The 15,910-nt window shown below is 63.9% G+C and carries 14 protein-coding genes; 7 read left to right on the top strand and 7 right to left on the bottom strand.

Annotated elements, in window-relative coordinates; all coding sequences use genetic code 11:
* Positions 1 to 24 precede the first annotated feature (24 nt).
* From sdhA to THI_RS12470, 4 genes are all read right to left on the bottom strand, one after another.
* Complete coding sequence (sdhA, locus tag THI_RS12455; protein WP_013106611.1) at positions 25 to 1,788, bottom strand: succinate dehydrogenase flavoprotein subunit; 1,764 nt, start codon at positions 1,786 to 1,788, stop codon at positions 25 to 27.
* Positions 1,789 to 2,154 carry a succinate dehydrogenase, hydrophobic membrane anchor protein gene (gene sdhD, locus THI_RS18915; RefSeq protein ID WP_013106612.1) on the bottom strand — a complete coding sequence of 122 codons (366 nt, stop codon included), beginning with the start codon at positions 2,152 to 2,154 and terminating at the stop codon, positions 1,789 to 1,791.
* A 1-nt stretch (position 2,155) separates the two neighbouring features.
* A complete protein-coding gene (sdhC, locus tag THI_RS12465) occupies positions 2,156 to 2,569 on the bottom strand; it encodes a succinate dehydrogenase, cytochrome b556 subunit (protein WP_013106613.1) in 414 nt (137 codons plus the stop codon).
* Between the two features lie 167 nt (positions 2,570 to 2,736).
* Complete coding sequence (locus tag THI_RS12470) at positions 2,737 to 3,564, bottom strand: GntR family transcriptional regulator (RefSeq protein ID WP_013106614.1); 828 nt, start codon at positions 3,562 to 3,564, stop codon at positions 2,737 to 2,739.
* Positions 3,565 to 3,793: 229 nt separating this feature from the next.
* Here THI_RS12470 and THI_RS12475 point away from each other — a divergent pair, with 229 nt between their 5' ends.
* The 7 genes from THI_RS12475 (at position 3,794) to THI_RS12505 (ending at position 13,035) form a co-directional block, all read left to right on the top strand.
* Positions 3,794 to 4,780 (top strand): malate dehydrogenase, encoded by a 987-nt coding sequence (locus tag THI_RS12475; RefSeq protein WP_013106615.1) that lies wholly within the window; start codon positions 3,794 to 3,796, stop codon positions 4,778 to 4,780.
* A gap of 6 nt (positions 4,781 to 4,786) precedes the next feature.
* Positions 4,787 to 5,677, top strand: a complete 891-nt coding sequence (gene prpB, locus THI_RS12480; protein ID WP_013106616.1) for a methylisocitrate lyase — start codon at positions 4,787 to 4,789, stop codon at positions 5,675 to 5,677.
* Between the two features lie 59 nt (positions 5,678 to 5,736).
* Entirely contained in the window at positions 5,737 to 6,900 is a 1,164-nt protein-coding gene (prpC, locus tag THI_RS12485; RefSeq protein ID WP_013106617.1) for a bifunctional 2-methylcitrate synthase/citrate synthase, read from the top strand.
* 100 nt (positions 6,901 to 7,000) lie between these two features.
* Positions 7,001 to 7,519 (top strand): hypothetical protein, encoded by a 519-nt coding sequence (locus THI_RS12490; RefSeq protein ID WP_013106618.1) that lies wholly within the window; start codon positions 7,001 to 7,003, stop codon positions 7,517 to 7,519.
* 24 nt (positions 7,520 to 7,543) lie between these two features.
* A complete protein-coding gene (locus THI_RS12495; RefSeq protein ID WP_013106619.1) occupies positions 7,544 to 8,995 on the top strand; it encodes a bifunctional 2-methylcitrate dehydratase/aconitate hydratase in 1,452 nt (483 codons plus the stop codon).
* Positions 8,996 to 9,009: 14 nt separating this feature from the next.
* Positions 9,010 to 11,757: an aconitate hydratase AcnA gene (gene acnA, locus THI_RS12500; RefSeq protein WP_013106620.1), complete on the top strand. Its 2,748-nt coding sequence runs from the start codon at positions 9,010 to 9,012 to the stop codon at positions 11,755 to 11,757.
* Between the two features lie 24 nt (positions 11,758 to 11,781).
* Entirely contained in the window at positions 11,782 to 13,035 is a 1,254-nt protein-coding gene (locus THI_RS12505) for a GMC family oxidoreductase N-terminal domain-containing protein (RefSeq protein ID WP_013106621.1), read from the top strand.
* 8 nt (positions 13,036 to 13,043) lie between these two features.
* On the opposite strand, the gene THI_RS12510 is transcribed toward THI_RS12505, so the two are convergent.
* The 3 genes from THI_RS12510 to ahpF all read right to left on the bottom strand — a co-directional run bounded on the left by THI_RS12510 (position 13,044) and on the right by ahpF (position 15,853).
* Positions 13,044 to 13,412: an arsenate reductase gene (locus THI_RS12510; protein ID WP_041609010.1), complete on the bottom strand. Its 369-nt coding sequence runs from the start codon at positions 13,410 to 13,412 to the stop codon at positions 13,044 to 13,046.
* Complete coding sequence (yaaA, locus tag THI_RS12515; protein WP_197535450.1) at positions 13,409 to 14,194, bottom strand: peroxide stress protein YaaA; 786 nt, start codon at positions 14,192 to 14,194, stop codon at positions 13,409 to 13,411. The genes THI_RS12510 and yaaA overlap by 4 nt, the downstream gene beginning before the upstream one ends.
* Before the next feature lie 69 nt (positions 14,195 to 14,263).
* The gene (gene ahpF, locus THI_RS12520) at positions 14,264 to 15,853 is read right to left on the bottom strand and encodes an alkyl hydroperoxide reductase subunit F (RefSeq protein ID WP_013106624.1); all 1,590 of its coding nucleotides are present in this window, start codon (positions 15,851 to 15,853) and stop codon (positions 14,264 to 14,266) included.
* Positions 15,854 to 15,910: the final 57 nt, after the last annotated feature.

Below are 15,910 nucleotides of genomic sequence, written 5' to 3' on the forward strand. Positions count from 1 at the left end.
TGCCGTGCGCAGGCTGTTGATCCATCAGAAAGTGCGTGCCTTGGGCTTGAAGGACTCGACGGTCAGCGGCTTGAGCTTCACCGGCTTGTAGCTCAGGCGGCTGCCCTCGCGCCACCACAGGGTGTGCTTGAGCCAGTCCTGGTCATCGCGTTCGGTGTGATCGTTGTGATAGTGCGCGCCTCGGCTTTCCTGGCGGGCTTCGGCCGAGACCATGGTGGCCTTGGCGACTTCGATCAGGTTGTCGACCTCCAGCGCCTCGATGCGCGCGGTGTTGAATACCTTGGATTTGTCTTTGAGGTGGATGCGGTCAACCTGCCCCGCGATGTCGGCAATCGCCTGCACGCCCTCGGCCATGAGCTTTGCGTTGCGGAAGACGCCGCAATGCGTCTGCATCGCCGCGCGGATGGCGTCGGCCACCACATGGCTGCCGTCCCCGCTCTTGGAGGCGTCGAGCTGGGCCAGGCGCGCCAATGAGCGGTCGGCGGCGTCCTTGGGCAGGGGTTTGTGGCTGCGCTGATGAATGCCGCTGTTAACGATATGGTTGCCCGCCGAGCGGCCAAATACCAGCAGGTCGAGCAAAGAGTTGGTGCCCAGGCGGTTGGCGCCATGCACGCTCACGCAAGAGCATTCGCCGATGGCGTAGAGCCCGCCCACCACGGCCGCAGGATCGTCGCCCTGCGGCATGACCACTTGGCTGTGGATGTTCGCCGGAATGCCGCCCATCTGATAGTGAATGGTCGGCACCACCGGAATGGGCTCCTTGATCGGATCGACGTTGGCGAAGCGGATGGCGATTTCGCGGATGGAGGGCAGCCGCTTCATGATGGTTTCGGCGCCCAGGTGATCGAGCTTGAGCAGCACATGATCCTTGCGCGGCCCGGCGCCACGACCTTCCTTGATCTCCTGGTCCATCGAGCGCGAGACAAAGTCGCGCGGCGCCAGGTCTTTGTAGGTCGGGGCGTAACGCTCCATGAAGCGCTCGCCGTTGGCGTTGAGCAGAATGCCGCCCTCGCCGCGCACGCCCTCGGTGATCAGCACGCCCGCACCCGCCACGCCGGTGGGGTGGAACTGCCAGAACTCCATGTCCTGCAGCGGCAGCCCGGCACGCGCGGCCATGCCCAGGCCATCACCCGTGTTGATGAAAGCGTTGGTCGAAGCGGCAAAGATGCGCCCTGCCCCGCCGGTGGCCAGCACCGTGGCCTTGCCCTCGAAAACCGTCACGTCGCCGGTTTCCATCTCCAGCGCGACCACGCCGAGCACGTCGCCCTTGGCATCGCGAATCAGATCGAGCGCCATCCACTCCACGAAGAAATGGGTGCGGGCTTCCACGTTTTGCTGATAGAGCGTATGCAGCATGGCATGGCCGGTGCGGTCCGCCGCGGCGCAGGCGCGCTGCACCGCTTTTTCGCCGAAGTTGGCGGTATGGCCGCCGAACGGTCGCTGGTAAATGGTGCCGTCGGGGTTGCGGTCGAAGGGCATGCCGAAATGTTCGAGTTCGTACACCGCGCTGTTGGCCTCGCGGCACATGAACTCGATGGCGTCCTGGTCACCCAGATAGTCCGACCCTTTGACGGTATCGAACATATGCCAGTACCAGTCGTCTTCACTCATATTGCCCAACGCAGCGGAGACCCCACCTTGCGCCGCCACCGTGTGCGAGCGGGTGGGAAACACCTTAGAGAGCACCGCCACGTCCAGCCCGGCACGCGTGAGCTGCAGCGCGCAGCGCAACCCGGAGCCGCCCGCACCCACCACCACCACATCGAATTTTCGGTTACTGACCTGCATTTACGCTCTCCACAACACTTGCAGGGCCCAGCCCGCGCAAGCCAATAGCCACAAAATGGTGCCGATCTGCAGCAGCAGTCGCACGCCGACCGGTTTGACGTAATCCATCCAGATGTCGCGCATGCCCACCCAGACGTGGTAGATCAGCGCCAGCACCGTCACGAAGGTCAGCAGCTTCATCCACTGCTGGGCGAACAAATCGTGCCAGCGCTCGAAGCTCAGCGGGCCGGGCGCGAGAAAATACACCAGCAACACCAGGGTGAACACCGCGATCACGGCGGCGGTGACGCGCTGCGCCATCCAGTCGCGCAGGCCGTAGTGCGCGCCGACGACCAGGCGCTTGTTTCCAATCTTGTCGGCAGCCATGTCAGTACACCCCCAGCAGCTTGAGGCCGAACAGCGCGGTGAGACCGAGCGACACCGCAAAAGTGATGAGGGCCAGTTGCAGGCCCTGCGCCTTGCTCACGGCATGAAACGCATCCATCCACAAATGCCGCACCCCGGCCACGAGGTGATGCATCAGCGCCCAGAACAATCCGAGCAGAATGAGCTTGACGAACCAGTGCGAAAGAAATTGCGTGATGGCCGCATGACTGTCGGCGCTGCGCAGACTGTCGTCGAAAGCCCAGAGCACCAGCGGCAGCGCCAGGAACATCACCGCGCCGCTGATACGGTGCAAGATGGACACCAGGCCCGCCAGCGGCAGGCGGTAGCCCACGATCTGGCTGATGTGGATGTTGCGGTAAACCGGCCGGGCCGGTGGCGAAGCAGGTTTTGTCATGACACTGTCCTCGTTGTGATCGGTTGTTATCGCAGGTTTTCGGATCGGCACATCAACCCGGCAAGAGGTAGATGCACGAACAAATGCTGCTTTTTGTTTTGAAGTCTATTGCATCGCAGCAAAACAGCCGGACGGCAGGGCTGGCAACTGCGATGCTTTCGGGGTCACTAATTCAACTCATTGCGATAGTGATGATGCCTCGTGTTGTACAGCCCGCGGCGGTATTCCGCAGGCAGTTCACCATAACTGAATGACAGCCGTTCGACGAGTAGCAGGGCTTCGGCCTCGCGCACCCGCAGAAGCTGCGCCTCCTGCGCGCTGGCATTCACCGCACGCAGCTTTTCTTCCGCCCGCACCATGCGGGTGGAAAACTCGGATTCGAACAAAGCGTAAAGCGGGCCGCGGTAACTTTCCAGCCGCTCCGCGGTCAATCCGCGAAACGCCGGGCCGGGCAGATAAATATCTTCGTACACCACAGGCTCGCCCGCCAGCAGCAGCAAGCGGCGAATCTGCGTCACGCTCTCGCCGACTTTGATGCCCAGGGTGCGCGCCACCTCTTGTGAGGCGCGGGAGCGCTTGCATTCCAAAAATTGCCGCTCCATGGGCTGCGGCACAGGGCGAGCGCCATCACCTGCGGCATCGCGCACGATGCGCAGGAAGCGGAATTTCACCCGCTCTTCATGGTGCGTGGAGACAAAGGTGCCGCGCCCTTGGCGTCGCAGCAGCAGACCTTCGGCCGCGAGTTCATCCACCGCCTTGCGCACAGTGCCCTGGCTGACGCCGAAGCGCCGCGCCAGATCGGCTTCGCTGGGGATGAGTTCTCCCGGCTTCCAGTCCCCCTGTTGCAGGCTGCGCGTAATCAAACCCTTGATCTGCCGATATAAAGGGCTGAAACTCGGGTTGGACGCCAATTTGGATGCCGATTCGGACACATGGGCGGCCTGCAACTCGGGCGCTGGAGTGGGGGCGGGGCGGGAAGCCATCATGTCGTGCATTGCAGCATAGGCTGCCCCGCCTTGTCCAGCTTATGATAAAAAACATCTTATATAAGATAGAAGAGTGATTGACGCCCGAACGACCTCGGCCTACACTTCTTTCGCATACTGCGGCGCACAAAGAGCCGCAAAGAATCACTACCCTGAGCTGTCCCGCTGTGTTGTTCTGCTGAGTTCTATTCACGCAGGGCGCCTGCTCCATCAACCCCTACCGACCAGGAGTTTCCCCATGTCCAAAGCCCCCGTACGCGTGACTGTCAGCGGAGCCGCTGGCCAGATCGGCTATGCCCTGCTGTTTCGCATCGCCTCTGGCCAAATGCTGGGCGCCGACCAGCCGGTGATTCTGCAACTCCTGGAGATTCCCGACGAAAAGGCCCAGAAGGCGCTGGGCGGGGTGATGATGGAGCTTGAAGATTGCGCCTTTCCGCTGCTGGCGGGCATGAGCGCGCACGGCGACCCCATGACCGCCTTCAAGGATGTGGACTATGCCCTGCTGGTGGGCGCCCGCCCGCGCGGCCCCGGCATGGAGCGGCGCGACCTGCTGTCGGCCAATGCGCAGATTTTCACGGCGCAGGGCAAGGCGCTCAACGCCGTGGCCAATCGCACGGTCAAGACGCTGGTGGTCGGCAATCCGGCCAACACCAATGCCTATATCGCGATGAAATCCGCGCCTGATCTACCGGCAAAAAATTTCACCGCCATGCTGCGCCTGGATCACAACCGCGCACTAAGCCAACTCGCTGCCAAAACCGGCAAGGCAGTGGGCGAAATCGAGAAGGTCTGCGTCTGGGGCAATCACTCCCCGACCATGTACGCCGATTACCGCTTCGCAACCGTCGGCGGCCAGTCGGTGAAAGACATGATCCATGACGACGCCTGGAACCGCGACGTCTTCCTGCCCACCGTCGGCAAGCGCGGTGCGGCCATCATCGAAGCACGCGGCCTGAGTTCCGCCGCGTCCGCCGCCAACGCCGCCATCGACCACATGCACGACTGGGCGCTGGGCACCAACGGCAAGTGGGTGAGCATGGGCATTCCATCGGACGGGTCTTACGGCATCCCCGAGCAGACGATATTTGGCTTCCCGGTCACTTGCGCGGGTGGCGAATACCAACTGGTGCGCGATCTGCCCATCGACGCGTTCTCGCAGGAGCGCATCAACAAAACCCTGGCCGAGCTCGAAGAAGAGAAGGCTGGCGTGCAGCATCTGCTCTGAACGGCCATGACGACCCAAACTGCAGGCGAGCGCTTCCGTCTCGCACTCCAACAGGAAAGCCCGCTGCAGATCGTGGGCGCGATCAACGCCAACCACGCCTTGCTGGCCCAGCGGGCGGGCTTCAAGGCCATCTATCTCTCAGGCGGCGGCGTGGCGGCCGGCTCGCTGGGCATGCCCGATCTGGGCATCAACACCCTGGACGACGTGCTCACCGACGTGCGCCGCATCACCGATGTCTGCGACCTGCCCTTGCTGGTGGACGTGGACACCGGCTTCGGTCCCAGCGCCTTCAATATTGCGCGCACCGTCAAAAGCCTCATCAAATTCGGCGCCGCAGCGCTGCACATCGAAGACCAGGTGGGCGCCAAGCGTTGCGGCCACCGGCCCGGTAAAGAAATCGTCAGCAGCGGCGAAATGGTTGATCGCATCAAGGCCGCGGTGGACGCCCGTACCGATCCCGCCTTCTACCTCATCGCCCGCACCGACGCCATCGCGGTCGAGGGACTCGACGCGGCCATAGCCCGCGCCCGCGCCTGCGCCGAAGCCGGGGCCGACGCCATCTTCGCCGAAGCCGCGCTCGATCTCGACACCTACCGCAAGTTCGGCGCCGCCGTGGGCGTGCCCTTGCTGGCCAATATCACCGAATTCGGCGCCACGCCGCTGTTCACCGTGGAAGAGTTGCGCAGCGCCGGTGTGGCCATGGCGCTCTACCCGCTCTCGGCGTTTCGCGCCATGAACAAGGCCGCGCAGACGGTGTATGAAACCCTGCGGCGCGACGGCACGCAAAAGGCGGTGTTGCCGCTGATGCAGACCCGCGCCGAGTTGTACGAGAGCATCGGCTACCACGCCTACGAGCAGCGGCTGGACGCCATTTTTTCCGGCAAACCCCAATCCTGAAGCAGGCGTGAACCGATTCGCAAGCTGCTAACTGAATTGAATACCGAGGAGACAAACCCATGAGCGATGACGCAGCCCCCGCTGGCATGACTTTCAAGCCGAAAAAATCGGTGGCGCTTTCCGGGGTGACCGCAGGCAACACGGCCCTGTGCACCGTCGGCCGCACCGGCAACGATCTGCACTACCGCGGCTACGACATTCTCGATCTGGCCGAGGCTTGCGAATTCGAAGAGATCGCCCACCTGCTGGTACACGGCAAACTGCCCAACACCGCCGAACTCGCGGCCTACAAGACCAAGCTGCGCCGTCTGCGCGGCCTGCCCGCCGCGGTGAAAGCCGCGCTGGAGCAACTGCCGCCTTCGGCCCACCCGATGGACGTGCTGCGCACCGGCGTTTCCGTGCTGGGCTGCGTCATGCCCGAGAAAGACGATCACAACGTCGCCGGTGCCCGCGACATTGCCGACAAGCTCATGGCCTGCCAGGGTTCGATACTGCTGTACTGGTGGCATTACGCTGCCAACGGCCGCCGCATCGAAGTCGAGACCGATGACGACTCCATCGGAGGCCACTTCCTGCATCTGCTGCACGGCCACAAACCCAGCGCCTTGTGGGAACGGGCGATGCACACCTCGCTCATCCTCTACGCCGAGCATGAGTTCAACGCTTCCACCTTCACCGCCCGCGTCATCGCCGGAACCGGCAGCGACCTGTTCAGCGCTATCGCCGGGGCCATCGGCGCCCTGCGCGGCCCCAAGCATGGCGGCGCCAACGAAGCGGCGCTCGACATTCAGCGGCGCTACGCCAGCCCCGATGAAGCCGAGGCCGACATCCGCAGCAGGGTCGCCAACAAGGAAGTGGTCATCGGCTTCGGCCATCCGGTCTACACCATCGCCGACCCGCGCAACAAGGTCATCAAGGAAGTCGCCCGCAGGCTTTCAGCCGATCAGAAAAACATGCACCTGTTCAACGTGGCCGAGCGTCTGGAGACGGTGATGTGGGACGTGAAAAAAATGTTCCCCAATCTCGACTGGTTCAGCGCCGTGAGCTACAGCCTCATGGGCGTGCCCACCGCCATGTTCACCCCGCTGTTCGTGATTTCGCGCACCAGCGGCTGGAGTGCGCATGTGGTGGAACAGCGACAGGACAACAAGATCATTCGACCCAGCGCGAATTACACTGGCCCGGAAAATTTGCAGTTCGTGCCGCTCGCACAGCGTCCTTGACTCGTCCCGCGCACTTCTCGCCATGCCCACGCGCCCGGCTTGTCGCTCGCCTCGTCCTGGAGCGGTTTTTTTCCGTGTTCCAGTTCGTGGAGTGTTCAAGATGAAACGTCAGTTCTTTTTCCTGTCCGGAGTGGTCGGTCTGTCCTGCGCGCTTGCGCTGCCTGCTCATGCGCAAACGCAGGCCAGCAAGGAAAAAACGGCGGATGCCGCAACCGCCGTCGCGCACGGCACCACCAAGGCCGAGCCGACGGTGGTGGCAACCGCCGACACCGCCACCCCGGCCCTGCTGACCAGCAATGCCCCCGGCGCCCGCGTACCCGGCACGGAAAACGGCTTTCCCGATGTAAACCCGGTGTTCGCACTCAGGGCCGGTCGCATGGTGTGTGGCAGCCGCCGCCTGCCGATGGACGTCAAGATCGAAGGCGCCGACGACCAGGCCGTGCTGCTGACCTGGAACCGGAAAAGCTACATCCTCAAGCGCAAGCCCACCTCCACCGGCGCTTACCACTTCGACGATGCCAAGGCTGGCTTCGTCCTCATTCAGATCCCGACCAAGAGCATGCTGTTCGACAAAAAGAACATGACGCGACTGGCCGACGACTGCGTTCCCTCGCCCTGACGGGCTCTCCCTTACCCACGATCCATGTCCTCAGCGATTTCCAACGTCCGCCCCGCCCCCGACCAAGTTCTGGCTGACATAGCCGACTACGTCCTCAAAACCGATCTGCAAAGCGCACTGGCTTATTCCACGGCGCGAAACTGTCTGATCGACACCCTGGGCTGCGGACTGGAAGCGCTGGAATACCCGGCCTGCACCAAGCTGCTCGGCCCCATCGTGCCCGGTACCGTGGTGCCGCACGGCGCCAAGGTGCCCGGCACCCAGTTCCAGCTCGATCCGGTGCAGGCCGCGTTCAATATCGGCGCGATGATCCGCTGGCTGGACTTCAACGACACCTGGCTGGCGGCCGAATGGGGCCACCCGTCCGACAATCTGGGCGGCATCCTGGCTGTGGCCGACTGGCTCAGCCGCAACGCCGTAGCCGCGGGCAAGCCGCCGCTGACCATGCGCGACGTGCTCACCGCCATGATCCAGGCGCATGAAATCCAGGGCGTGATCGCGCTGGAAAACAGCTTCAACAAGGTCGGCCTCGATCATGTGGTGCTGGTCAAGGTGGCCACCACCGCCGTGGTCGCGCGCATGCTGGGTCTGTCGCGCGACGAAATCATCAACGCCGTGTCACTGGCCTGGGTGGACGGGCAGAGCCTGCGCACCTACCGCCACGCGCCCAACACCGGCAGCCGCAAGAGCTGGGCCGCGGGCGACGCCACCAGCCGCGGCGTGCGTCTGGCGCTCATCGCCAAGACCGGCGAAATGGGCTACCCCAGCGTGCTCACCGCCAAGACCTGGGGTTTTTACGACGTGAGCTTCGGCGGCAAGCCGTTCAAGTTCCAGCGCCCCTATGGCAGCTATGTGATGGAGAACGTGCTGTTCAAGATCAGCTTCCCGGCCGAGTTCCACAGCCAGACCGCGGTGGAGGCGGCCATGACGCTGCACCAGCAACTTCGCGCTGCGGGCAAGAGCCCGGAAGACATCGCCAGCATCGTCATCCGCACGCATGAGGCCTGTATCCGCATCATCGACAAGAAGGGCCCGCTGAACAACCCGGCCGACCGCGACCATTGCATTCAATACATGGTGGCGGTGCCGCTGCTGTTCGGCCGCCTCACTGCGGGCGATTACGAAGACACGGTCGCCGCCGACCCGCGCATCGATGCCCTGCGCGAAAAAATCGTCTGCGTCGAAGACCCGCAATACACCCGCGACTACCACGACCCGGAAAAGCGCTCCATCGCCAATGCCCTGACCGTGACCCTGAAGGACGGCTCGGTGCTGCCCGAGGTGGCCGTGGAATATCCCATCGGCCACAAGCGCCGACGCGCCGACGGCATCCCTCTGCTCGAAGCCAAGTTCCGCACCAACCTGGCACGGCGCTTTCCGGGCAAACAACAAAAAGCCATTCTCGACGTGTCGCTGGATCAGAACTTGCTCGAATCCATGCCTGTGCACGACTACGTTGATCTGTACGTCATCTGACCTCGGAGACCTCCATGCCCACCAAACCCGCCAGCGCCGCGCCCGCCCACGCCCACGCCCACGCCTACGCCAAAACGCGCAAAACCTTCAAGACCGCTTCGGGCAAGTCCGCATCGTTCTATTCCCTGCCGCAACTCGCCAAAGAACTGGGCACGGATCTGTCTCGGCTGCCGGTGTCCATCCGCATCGTGCTGGAGTCGGTGCTGCGCAACTGCGACGGCAAGAAAGTCAGCGCCGAGCATGTGAAACAGGTCGCAAACTGGAAGCCCAACGCCGCTCGCACCGATGAAATTCCCTTCGTCGTCGCCCGCGTGGTGCTGCAAGACTTCACCGGCGTGCCGCTGCTGGTCGATCTGGCCGCGATGCGCAACGCCGCCGCGCAACAACACAAAAACCCCAAGTCCATCGAACCGCTGGTGCCAGTCGATCTGGTGGTCGATCACTCGGTCATGGTCGACAACTACGGCACCAAAAAGGCGCTCGACCTGAACATGCAGATCGAGTTCCAGCGCAACCGCGAGCGCTACCAGTTCATGAAGTGGGGCATGCAGGCGTTCGACACCTTTGGCGTCGTGCCTCCGGGCTTCGGCATCGTGCACCAGGTCAACCTCGAATACCTCGCCCGCGGTGTGCATCAAACCAAGGACGGCGTCGCCTACCCCGATACCCTGGTGGGCACCGACAGCCATACCACCATGATCAACGGTATCGGCGTGGTGGCCTGGGGCGTGGGCGGTATCGAGGCCGAAGCTGCCATGCTCGGTCAGCCGGTCTACTTCCTCACCCCCGACGTGGTGGGCGTGGAACTCAAGGGCCAGCTGCGCGGCGGCGTCACCGCCACCGATCTGGTGCTCACCCTCACCGAAATGCTGCGCAAGGCCAAGGTGGTCGGCAAGTTCGTCGAGTTCTTCGGCGAAGGCACGGCCAGCCTGTCGGTCACCGACCGCGCCACCATCGGCAATATGGCGCCTGAATACGGCGCGACCATGGGCTTTTTCCCGGTGGACGACAAGACCCTCGACTACTTCAAGGGCACCGGCCGAACCAAAAGCGAAATCGAACTGTTCGAGGCCTACTTCAAGGCGCAAAAGCTGTTCGGCGTGCCCAAGGCCGGGCAGATCGATTACTCGCAGACCCTCACCCTCGATCTCGGTACGGTCGAGCCCTCGCTGGCCGGCCCCAAACGGCCGCAAGACCGCATTGCCCTGAGCGAAGTCAGCCATCAGTTCGACAAACTGTTTTCGGCGCCGGTGGCCGACAACGGCTTCAACCAGCCTGCAGACCGCCTGAGCCGCACCTTCAAAACCAGTGAAGGCATCGAAATCGCCGATGGCGACGTGCTCATCGCCGCCATTACCTCCTGCACCAACACCTCCAACCCCAGCGTGCTGCTGGCCGCCGGGCTGCTCGCCAAAAAGGCCGTCGAAGCCGGGTTGAAGGTGAAAAAACACGTCAAAACCTCGCTGGCCCCCGGCTCGCGCGTGGTGACCGAGTATCTGGAAAAAGCCGGCCTGCTGCCCTACCTCGAAAAACTGGGCTTCTACCTTGCGGGCTACGGCTGCACCACCTGCATCGGCAATGCCGGGCCGCTGGCGCCCGACATCGAGACCACCATCACCGCCAATAATCTGGTGTGTACCGCTGTGCTGTCGGGCAACCGCAACTTCGAGGCGCGCATCCATCCCAATATCAAGGGCAACTTCCTCGCCAGCCCGCCGCTGGTGGTGGCCTATGCCATTGCCGGCACGGTGCGCCGCGACCTGATGACCGAACCCGTGGGCTATGGCAAGGGCGGCAAGCCGGTCTACCTGGGCGACATCTGGCCGAGCAGCGAAGAAATCGACAAGCTGATGAAATTCGCCATGAACCCCAAGGTGTTCCGCGAGAACTACGCGCAGGTCGCCACGCAGCCGGGCAAGCTGTGGAAGAAGATCGAAGGCGTCAAGGGGCAGGTGTACGACTGGCCCAAGAGCACCTACATCGCCGAGCCGCCGTTCTTCGCCGGGTTCGGCATGCAGCCTGCGGCCACATCGCTGCAGGTGCAGGGCGCACGCGCGCTGGCGCTGTTCGGCGACTCGGTGACGACCGATCACATCTCGCCCGCAGGCCCGATCAAGGAAACCTCGCCCGCCGGGCAATGGCTGCAAGCCAACGGGGTGCTCAAGGCCGACTTCAACTCCTACGGCTCGCGCCGCGGCAACCACGAGGTGATGATGCGCGGCACCTTCGCCAATGTGCGCATCAAGAACCTGATGATTCCGGCCGGGGCCGACGGCTCGCGTGAAGAAGGCGGCGTGACCCTGTTCCAGCCGTCTGGCAAGAAGATGTTCATCTTTGATGCCGCGATGCAGTACATCGCCGAAGGCACGCCCACGGTCATCTTCGCTGGCGAGGAATACGGCACGGGTTCCAGCCGCGACTGGGCGGCCAAGGGCACGCAGCTTCTGGGCGTGAAGGCCGTGGTGGCGCGCAGTTTCGAGCGCATCCACCGCTCCAATCTGGTGGGCATGGGCGTGTTGCCGCTGCAGTTCCTCGGCAATGATTCGTGGGAGTCGTTGGGCATCAAGGGCGACGAGACCTTCGCCATCGATCTGGGCGATACCCTGCGGCCGCAACAGGACGCCCTGCTGACCATCACCCGGGCGGACGGCAGCAAGCAGCAGGTCAAGCTCAAGCTGCGCATCGACACGCCGATCGAGGTCGATTACTACCGCAACGGTGGCATCCTGCCCTTCGTGCTGCGGCAGTTGCTGGCGGCTTGAGCGCTCTCGCCACAGCGCACCCGCATGACAGACGCCGCACCGATCCCCGACGTTCTCGTGGTCGGATCGGGCCCGGCGGGCGCCATGGTGGCGCGCGATTTGGCCCGCGCCGGTGCGCGGGTGCGCATTCTGGAACAGGGCTCGGGGCCGCCTCCCGGCACCAACTTGCTTAAGCTGCTGCGCCGCAAGGAGGCGATGCACATCGCGCCCGGCGTGGTGCTGCTGCGCAGCCTGCGGGTGGGCGGCGGATCGGTCACCTTCTATCACACCGCCACGCCTCCGCCGCTGGCGATGTTTGCCCGTCACGGCATCGACCTTGCCGGAGCGCTCGAACGGGTGCAGTCCGAACTGCCGCACGCCCCTTTGCGCGACGATCTGCTCACGCCGATTCCTTCCCTGCTGATGCAGGCCGGAGAGTCTCTGGGTCTGCCCTGGCAGCCGCTGCCCAAGATGATCGACCAATCGCGCTGCGCACAGGGCATCTGCCCGCCGGAGGCCTTCTGGTCGGCGCAGACGCTGTTGCAGCAGGCGATCCGCCACGGCGCGGATCTGCAGACCGGCGTTCGGGTCACGCGCGTGCTGTTCGACCAGGGCCGGGCCATCGGGGTGGAAGCGCAACACCAGGGCGGCGCGGCGCAAATCTTCCGCGCGGGACGGGTGATTCTGAGTGCGGGCGGCATTGCCAGCCCGGCCATCCTGCAGCACAGCGGCGTGGAGCAGGCGGGTGACGGTTTTTTCTGCGACCCGCTGCGCATTGTCATGGGCCATGTGCCGGCCATGAGGCGCGCGCACGACATCTCCATGTCGGCGGGCTATTTCAACGCTGACGCGGGCTACATGCTGTCGGACATCACCATTCCGGCCAATTTTTTCCGCGCCTTCACCTGGGCGGCCGGTCGGCCCGATCAGTTGCTCAGCTACGGCCACACGGCGATGATCATGGTGAAAATCCGCGACGACATCGAAGGCCGCATCGACCCGCACGGGCGCCCCTGGCGGCGCTTCGGGCCGGGCGATCGGCTGAAAATGCGCGCGGGCGTGGAGCAGGCGCGCGCGGTGCTGAAGGCCGCCGGTTCGGGCAAACCTTATGTGTCGCCCTGGGTGGCGGCGCACCCCGGTGGCAGCGTGCGTCTGGGCGAGATGCTCGACGAAAACCTGAGCTGCCATAGCCCTAATCTGCATGTGTGCGACGCCTCGGTCATTCCCGAGCCCTGGGGGCTGCCGCCCACCCTCACCCTGCTGGCGCTGGGCAGTGAACTTGCCCGGCGTTTGTTATGAGAAAAGCTTCAAAAACGGGATAGCGCGGCGCGCCAATCTGCTTCGTCAAACCCGACCAAAAGCTGCCCACCGGCCTCGACCACGGGCCGTTTGATGGCGCTGGGATGCTGCGCCAGAACCGCCACCGCGCTGGGCGCATCGACCACGCGGGCCTGCATAGCTGCATCGAGCTTGCGCCAGGTGGTGCCGCGCTTGTTCAGCAGCGCCTCCCAGCCGACGGCCTCGGCCCAGGCTGAAATCTGCGCGGCACTGGGCGGGGTTTTCTTGAAATCGACAAACTGAAAATCCACGCCCTGCGCCTGCAGCCACTGCCGCGCCCGCTTGACAGTGTCGCACTGGGTCAGGCCATATACCGTCAAAACCGGCGATGCGTTCATGCGGAAACCTTGTCGCGGCGGAAAACCCACTGATCAATCTTGGATGCCTCGGGCACGAAGCGGTAGCCGTCGCTGTCGAACGCCTTGAGCGCATCCACCTGAGTCAATCGATGCTCAATGACGTAGCGGGCCATCAGCCCGCGCGCGCGCTTGGCGTAAAAGCTCACGATTTTGTAGCCGGTCTGGGGCGTGCCGTCCTGAAACACCGGCTGCACCACGCGCGCCTTGAGCGCTTTGCGATCCACGCTACGGAAGTATTCGTCGGAAGCCAGATTCACCAGCACCGGCTCGCCCTTGCCGCCAGCCAATTCGGCGTTGAGGTTTTCGGCGATTTGCGTCCCCCAGTAGGCGTACAAATCCTTGCCCTTGGTATTGGGCCAGGCCGTGCCCATCTCCAGGCGGTAGGGCCGCATGAGATCGAGCGGGCGCAGCACGCCGTAAAGCCCGCTGAGCACGCGCAGATGCTGCTGTGCCCATTGCAGATCGGCTTCACTCAGACTGCGGGCATCGAGCCCTTCGTACACATCGCCATTGAATGCCAACACCGCCTGCTTGCTGTCTTCAGGGGTAAAGCTGGGCCGCCAGTCGGCAAAGCGCGCCGCATTGAGCGCAGCGAGCTTGTCGGAAATGCCCATGAGTGCGCTGAGCTGCTGCGGGCTCTGCTTGCGCAGCCCGTCGACCAATACCTTGGCCTGTTCGATGAACTGAGGTTGGGTGGCAATGGACGTGATGGGCGGGGTGGTGTAGTCGAGCGATTTGGCGGGGGACAGGACCATCAACAGCATGTCGGTTCTCACAAAGTCAGAGTGCTGCACAAGTGTATCGACGGCCTGCCCCGCGCAGTTATCCCATCAGGCGGCCACGGCTTCGGCCATCTGCGGCGCCGGGGTGCGGATGAGATAGTCAAAGGCGCTGAGCGCGGCCTTGGCGCCATCACCCGCGGCGATGACGATCTGCTTGTAGGGCACGGTCGTCACGTCGCCCGCCGCCATGATGCCGGGCACCGAGGTCTGGCCTTTGGCATCCACCACAATTTCGCCGAATCGGCTGAGTTCGACCACGCCTTTGAGCCACTCGGTGTTGGGCACCAGGCCGATTTGCACGAACACGCCCTCCAACTCCAGATGATGGCTGGCGCCGCTTGCGCGGTCGGTGTAGGTGAGGCCGTTGACCTTGCTGCCGTCGCCGGTGATTTCGGTGGTTTGCGCGTTGGTGTGAATGGTGACGTTGGGCAGGCTGCGCAGCTTGCTCACCAGCACCGCGTCAGCGCGTAGCTCGGGCGCGAATTCCAGCAGAGTGACATGCGCCACCAGACCCGCCAGATCGATGGCGGCTTCCACGCCCGAGTTGCCCCCGCCGATCACGCTCACCCGCTTGCCCTTGAACAGCGGGCCATCGCAATGCGGGCAGTACGCCACGCCCTTGTTGCGGTACTGCGCTTCGCCCGGCACGTTCACATTGCGCCAGCGCGCGCCGGTAGAGAGGATGACGCTGCGCGCCTGCAGGCGGCCGCCATGGGCAAACTGCACGCCGATCAACCCACCTTCGTGCTCTGCGGGAATGAGCTTTTCGGCGCGCTGTTGATTGAGAATCTCCACGCCGTATTGCCGCACATGCGCTTCGAGCGCCATGCCGAATTTCGGACCATCGGTTTCCAGCACCGAGATGTAGTTTTCGATCGCCAATGTGTCGTTGACCTGTCCGCCGAAACGCTCGGCTGCCAGCCCCACGCGAATGCCCTTGCGCGCCGCGTAAACCGCGGCAGCCGCGCCAGCGGGGCCGCCGCCCACAATCAGCACGTCGTAAGGCGCTTTGGCGTTGAGCTTGGCGGCGTCGCGCTGCGCAGAGCCGGTGTCGAGCTTGGCGACGATCTCCTCCACATCCATGCGCCCGCTGCCGAACAGCTCGCCATTGAGATACACGGTGGGCACCGCCATGATCTGCCGCGACTCGACCTCGCTCTGATACAGCGCACCGTCGATCACCACCGTTTGCACGCGCGGGTTGAACACCGCCATGAGCGACAGCGCCTGCACTACGTCCGGGCAGTTATGGCAGCTCAGCGACATATACACCTCGAAGCGATAGTCGCCGTCGAGCTGGCGAATCGCCTCGAGGGTCTCAGCCTCGACCTTGGGCGGATGGCCGCCAGTCCACAGCAACGCCAGCACCAGCGAGGTGAACTCATGGCCCAGAGGAATCGCGGCAAACCGCAGATGCTGCGCCGGGCCCGAGACACGCTCCAGAGCGAAGGACGGGCGCCGCGCGTCGGTGCCGTCGAATCGCACCGAAATCTTGTCGGACAGGCTCGCGATCTGCTCCAGCAGGGTGCGCATCTGCGCCGCGTTCTCGCTATCGTCCAGAGAGGCGACAAGGGTGAATGGCTGAGAGACGCGCTCCAGGTAAGCCTTGAGTTGGGAAAGCAGGGTGTCGTCGAGCATGGCGTGCTCCTTCGGGATGCGGGTGGGGGTCGGGCAGGAATAGGCCACTGCTTCGCA

This window comes from Thiomonas arsenitoxydans, assembly GCF_000253115.1.
Taxonomy (GTDB): Bacteria; Pseudomonadota; Gammaproteobacteria; order Burkholderiales; family Burkholderiaceae_C; genus Thiomonas; species Thiomonas arsenitoxydans.

What these genes read in the sequence shown, in the direction of transcription:
- sdhA (WP_013106611.1), bottom strand. Translation starts at nt 1,788, where the DNA reads ATGCAGGTCAGTAACCGAAAATTCGATGTGGTGGTGGTGGGTGCGGGC.
- sdhD (WP_013106612.1), bottom strand. Translation starts at nt 2,154, where the DNA reads ATGGCTGCCGACAAGATTGGAAACAAGCGCCTGGTCGTCGGCGCGCAC.
- sdhC (WP_013106613.1), bottom strand. Translation starts at nt 2,569, where the DNA reads ATGACAAAACCTGCTTCGCCACCGGCCCGGCCGGTTTACCGCAACATC.
- THI_RS12470 (WP_013106614.1), bottom strand. Translation starts at nt 3,564, where the DNA reads ATGCACGACATGATGGCTTCCCGCCCCGCCCCCACTCCAGCGCCCGAG.
- THI_RS12475 (WP_013106615.1), top strand. Translation starts at nt 3,794, where the DNA reads ATGTCCAAAGCCCCCGTACGCGTGACTGTCAGCGGAGCCGCTGGCCAG.
- prpB (WP_013106616.1), top strand. Translation starts at nt 4,787, where the DNA reads ATGACGACCCAAACTGCAGGCGAGCGCTTCCGTCTCGCACTCCAACAG.
- prpC (WP_013106617.1), top strand. Translation starts at nt 5,737, where the DNA reads ATGAGCGATGACGCAGCCCCCGCTGGCATGACTTTCAAGCCGAAAAAA.
- THI_RS12490 (WP_013106618.1), top strand. Translation starts at nt 7,001, where the DNA reads ATGAAACGTCAGTTCTTTTTCCTGTCCGGAGTGGTCGGTCTGTCCTGC.
- THI_RS12495 (WP_013106619.1), top strand. Translation starts at nt 7,544, where the DNA reads ATGTCCTCAGCGATTTCCAACGTCCGCCCCGCCCCCGACCAAGTTCTG.
- acnA (WP_013106620.1), top strand. Translation starts at nt 9,010, where the DNA reads ATGCCCACCAAACCCGCCAGCGCCGCGCCCGCCCACGCCCACGCCCAC.
- THI_RS12505 (WP_013106621.1), top strand. Translation starts at nt 11,782, where the DNA reads ATGACAGACGCCGCACCGATCCCCGACGTTCTCGTGGTCGGATCGGGC.
- THI_RS12510 (WP_041609010.1), bottom strand. Translation starts at nt 13,412, where the DNA reads ATGAACGCATCGCCGGTTTTGACGGTATATGGCCTGACCCAGTGCGAC.
- ahpF (WP_013106624.1), bottom strand. Translation starts at nt 15,853, where the DNA reads ATGCTCGACGACACCCTGCTTTCCCAACTCAAGGCTTACCTGGAGCGC.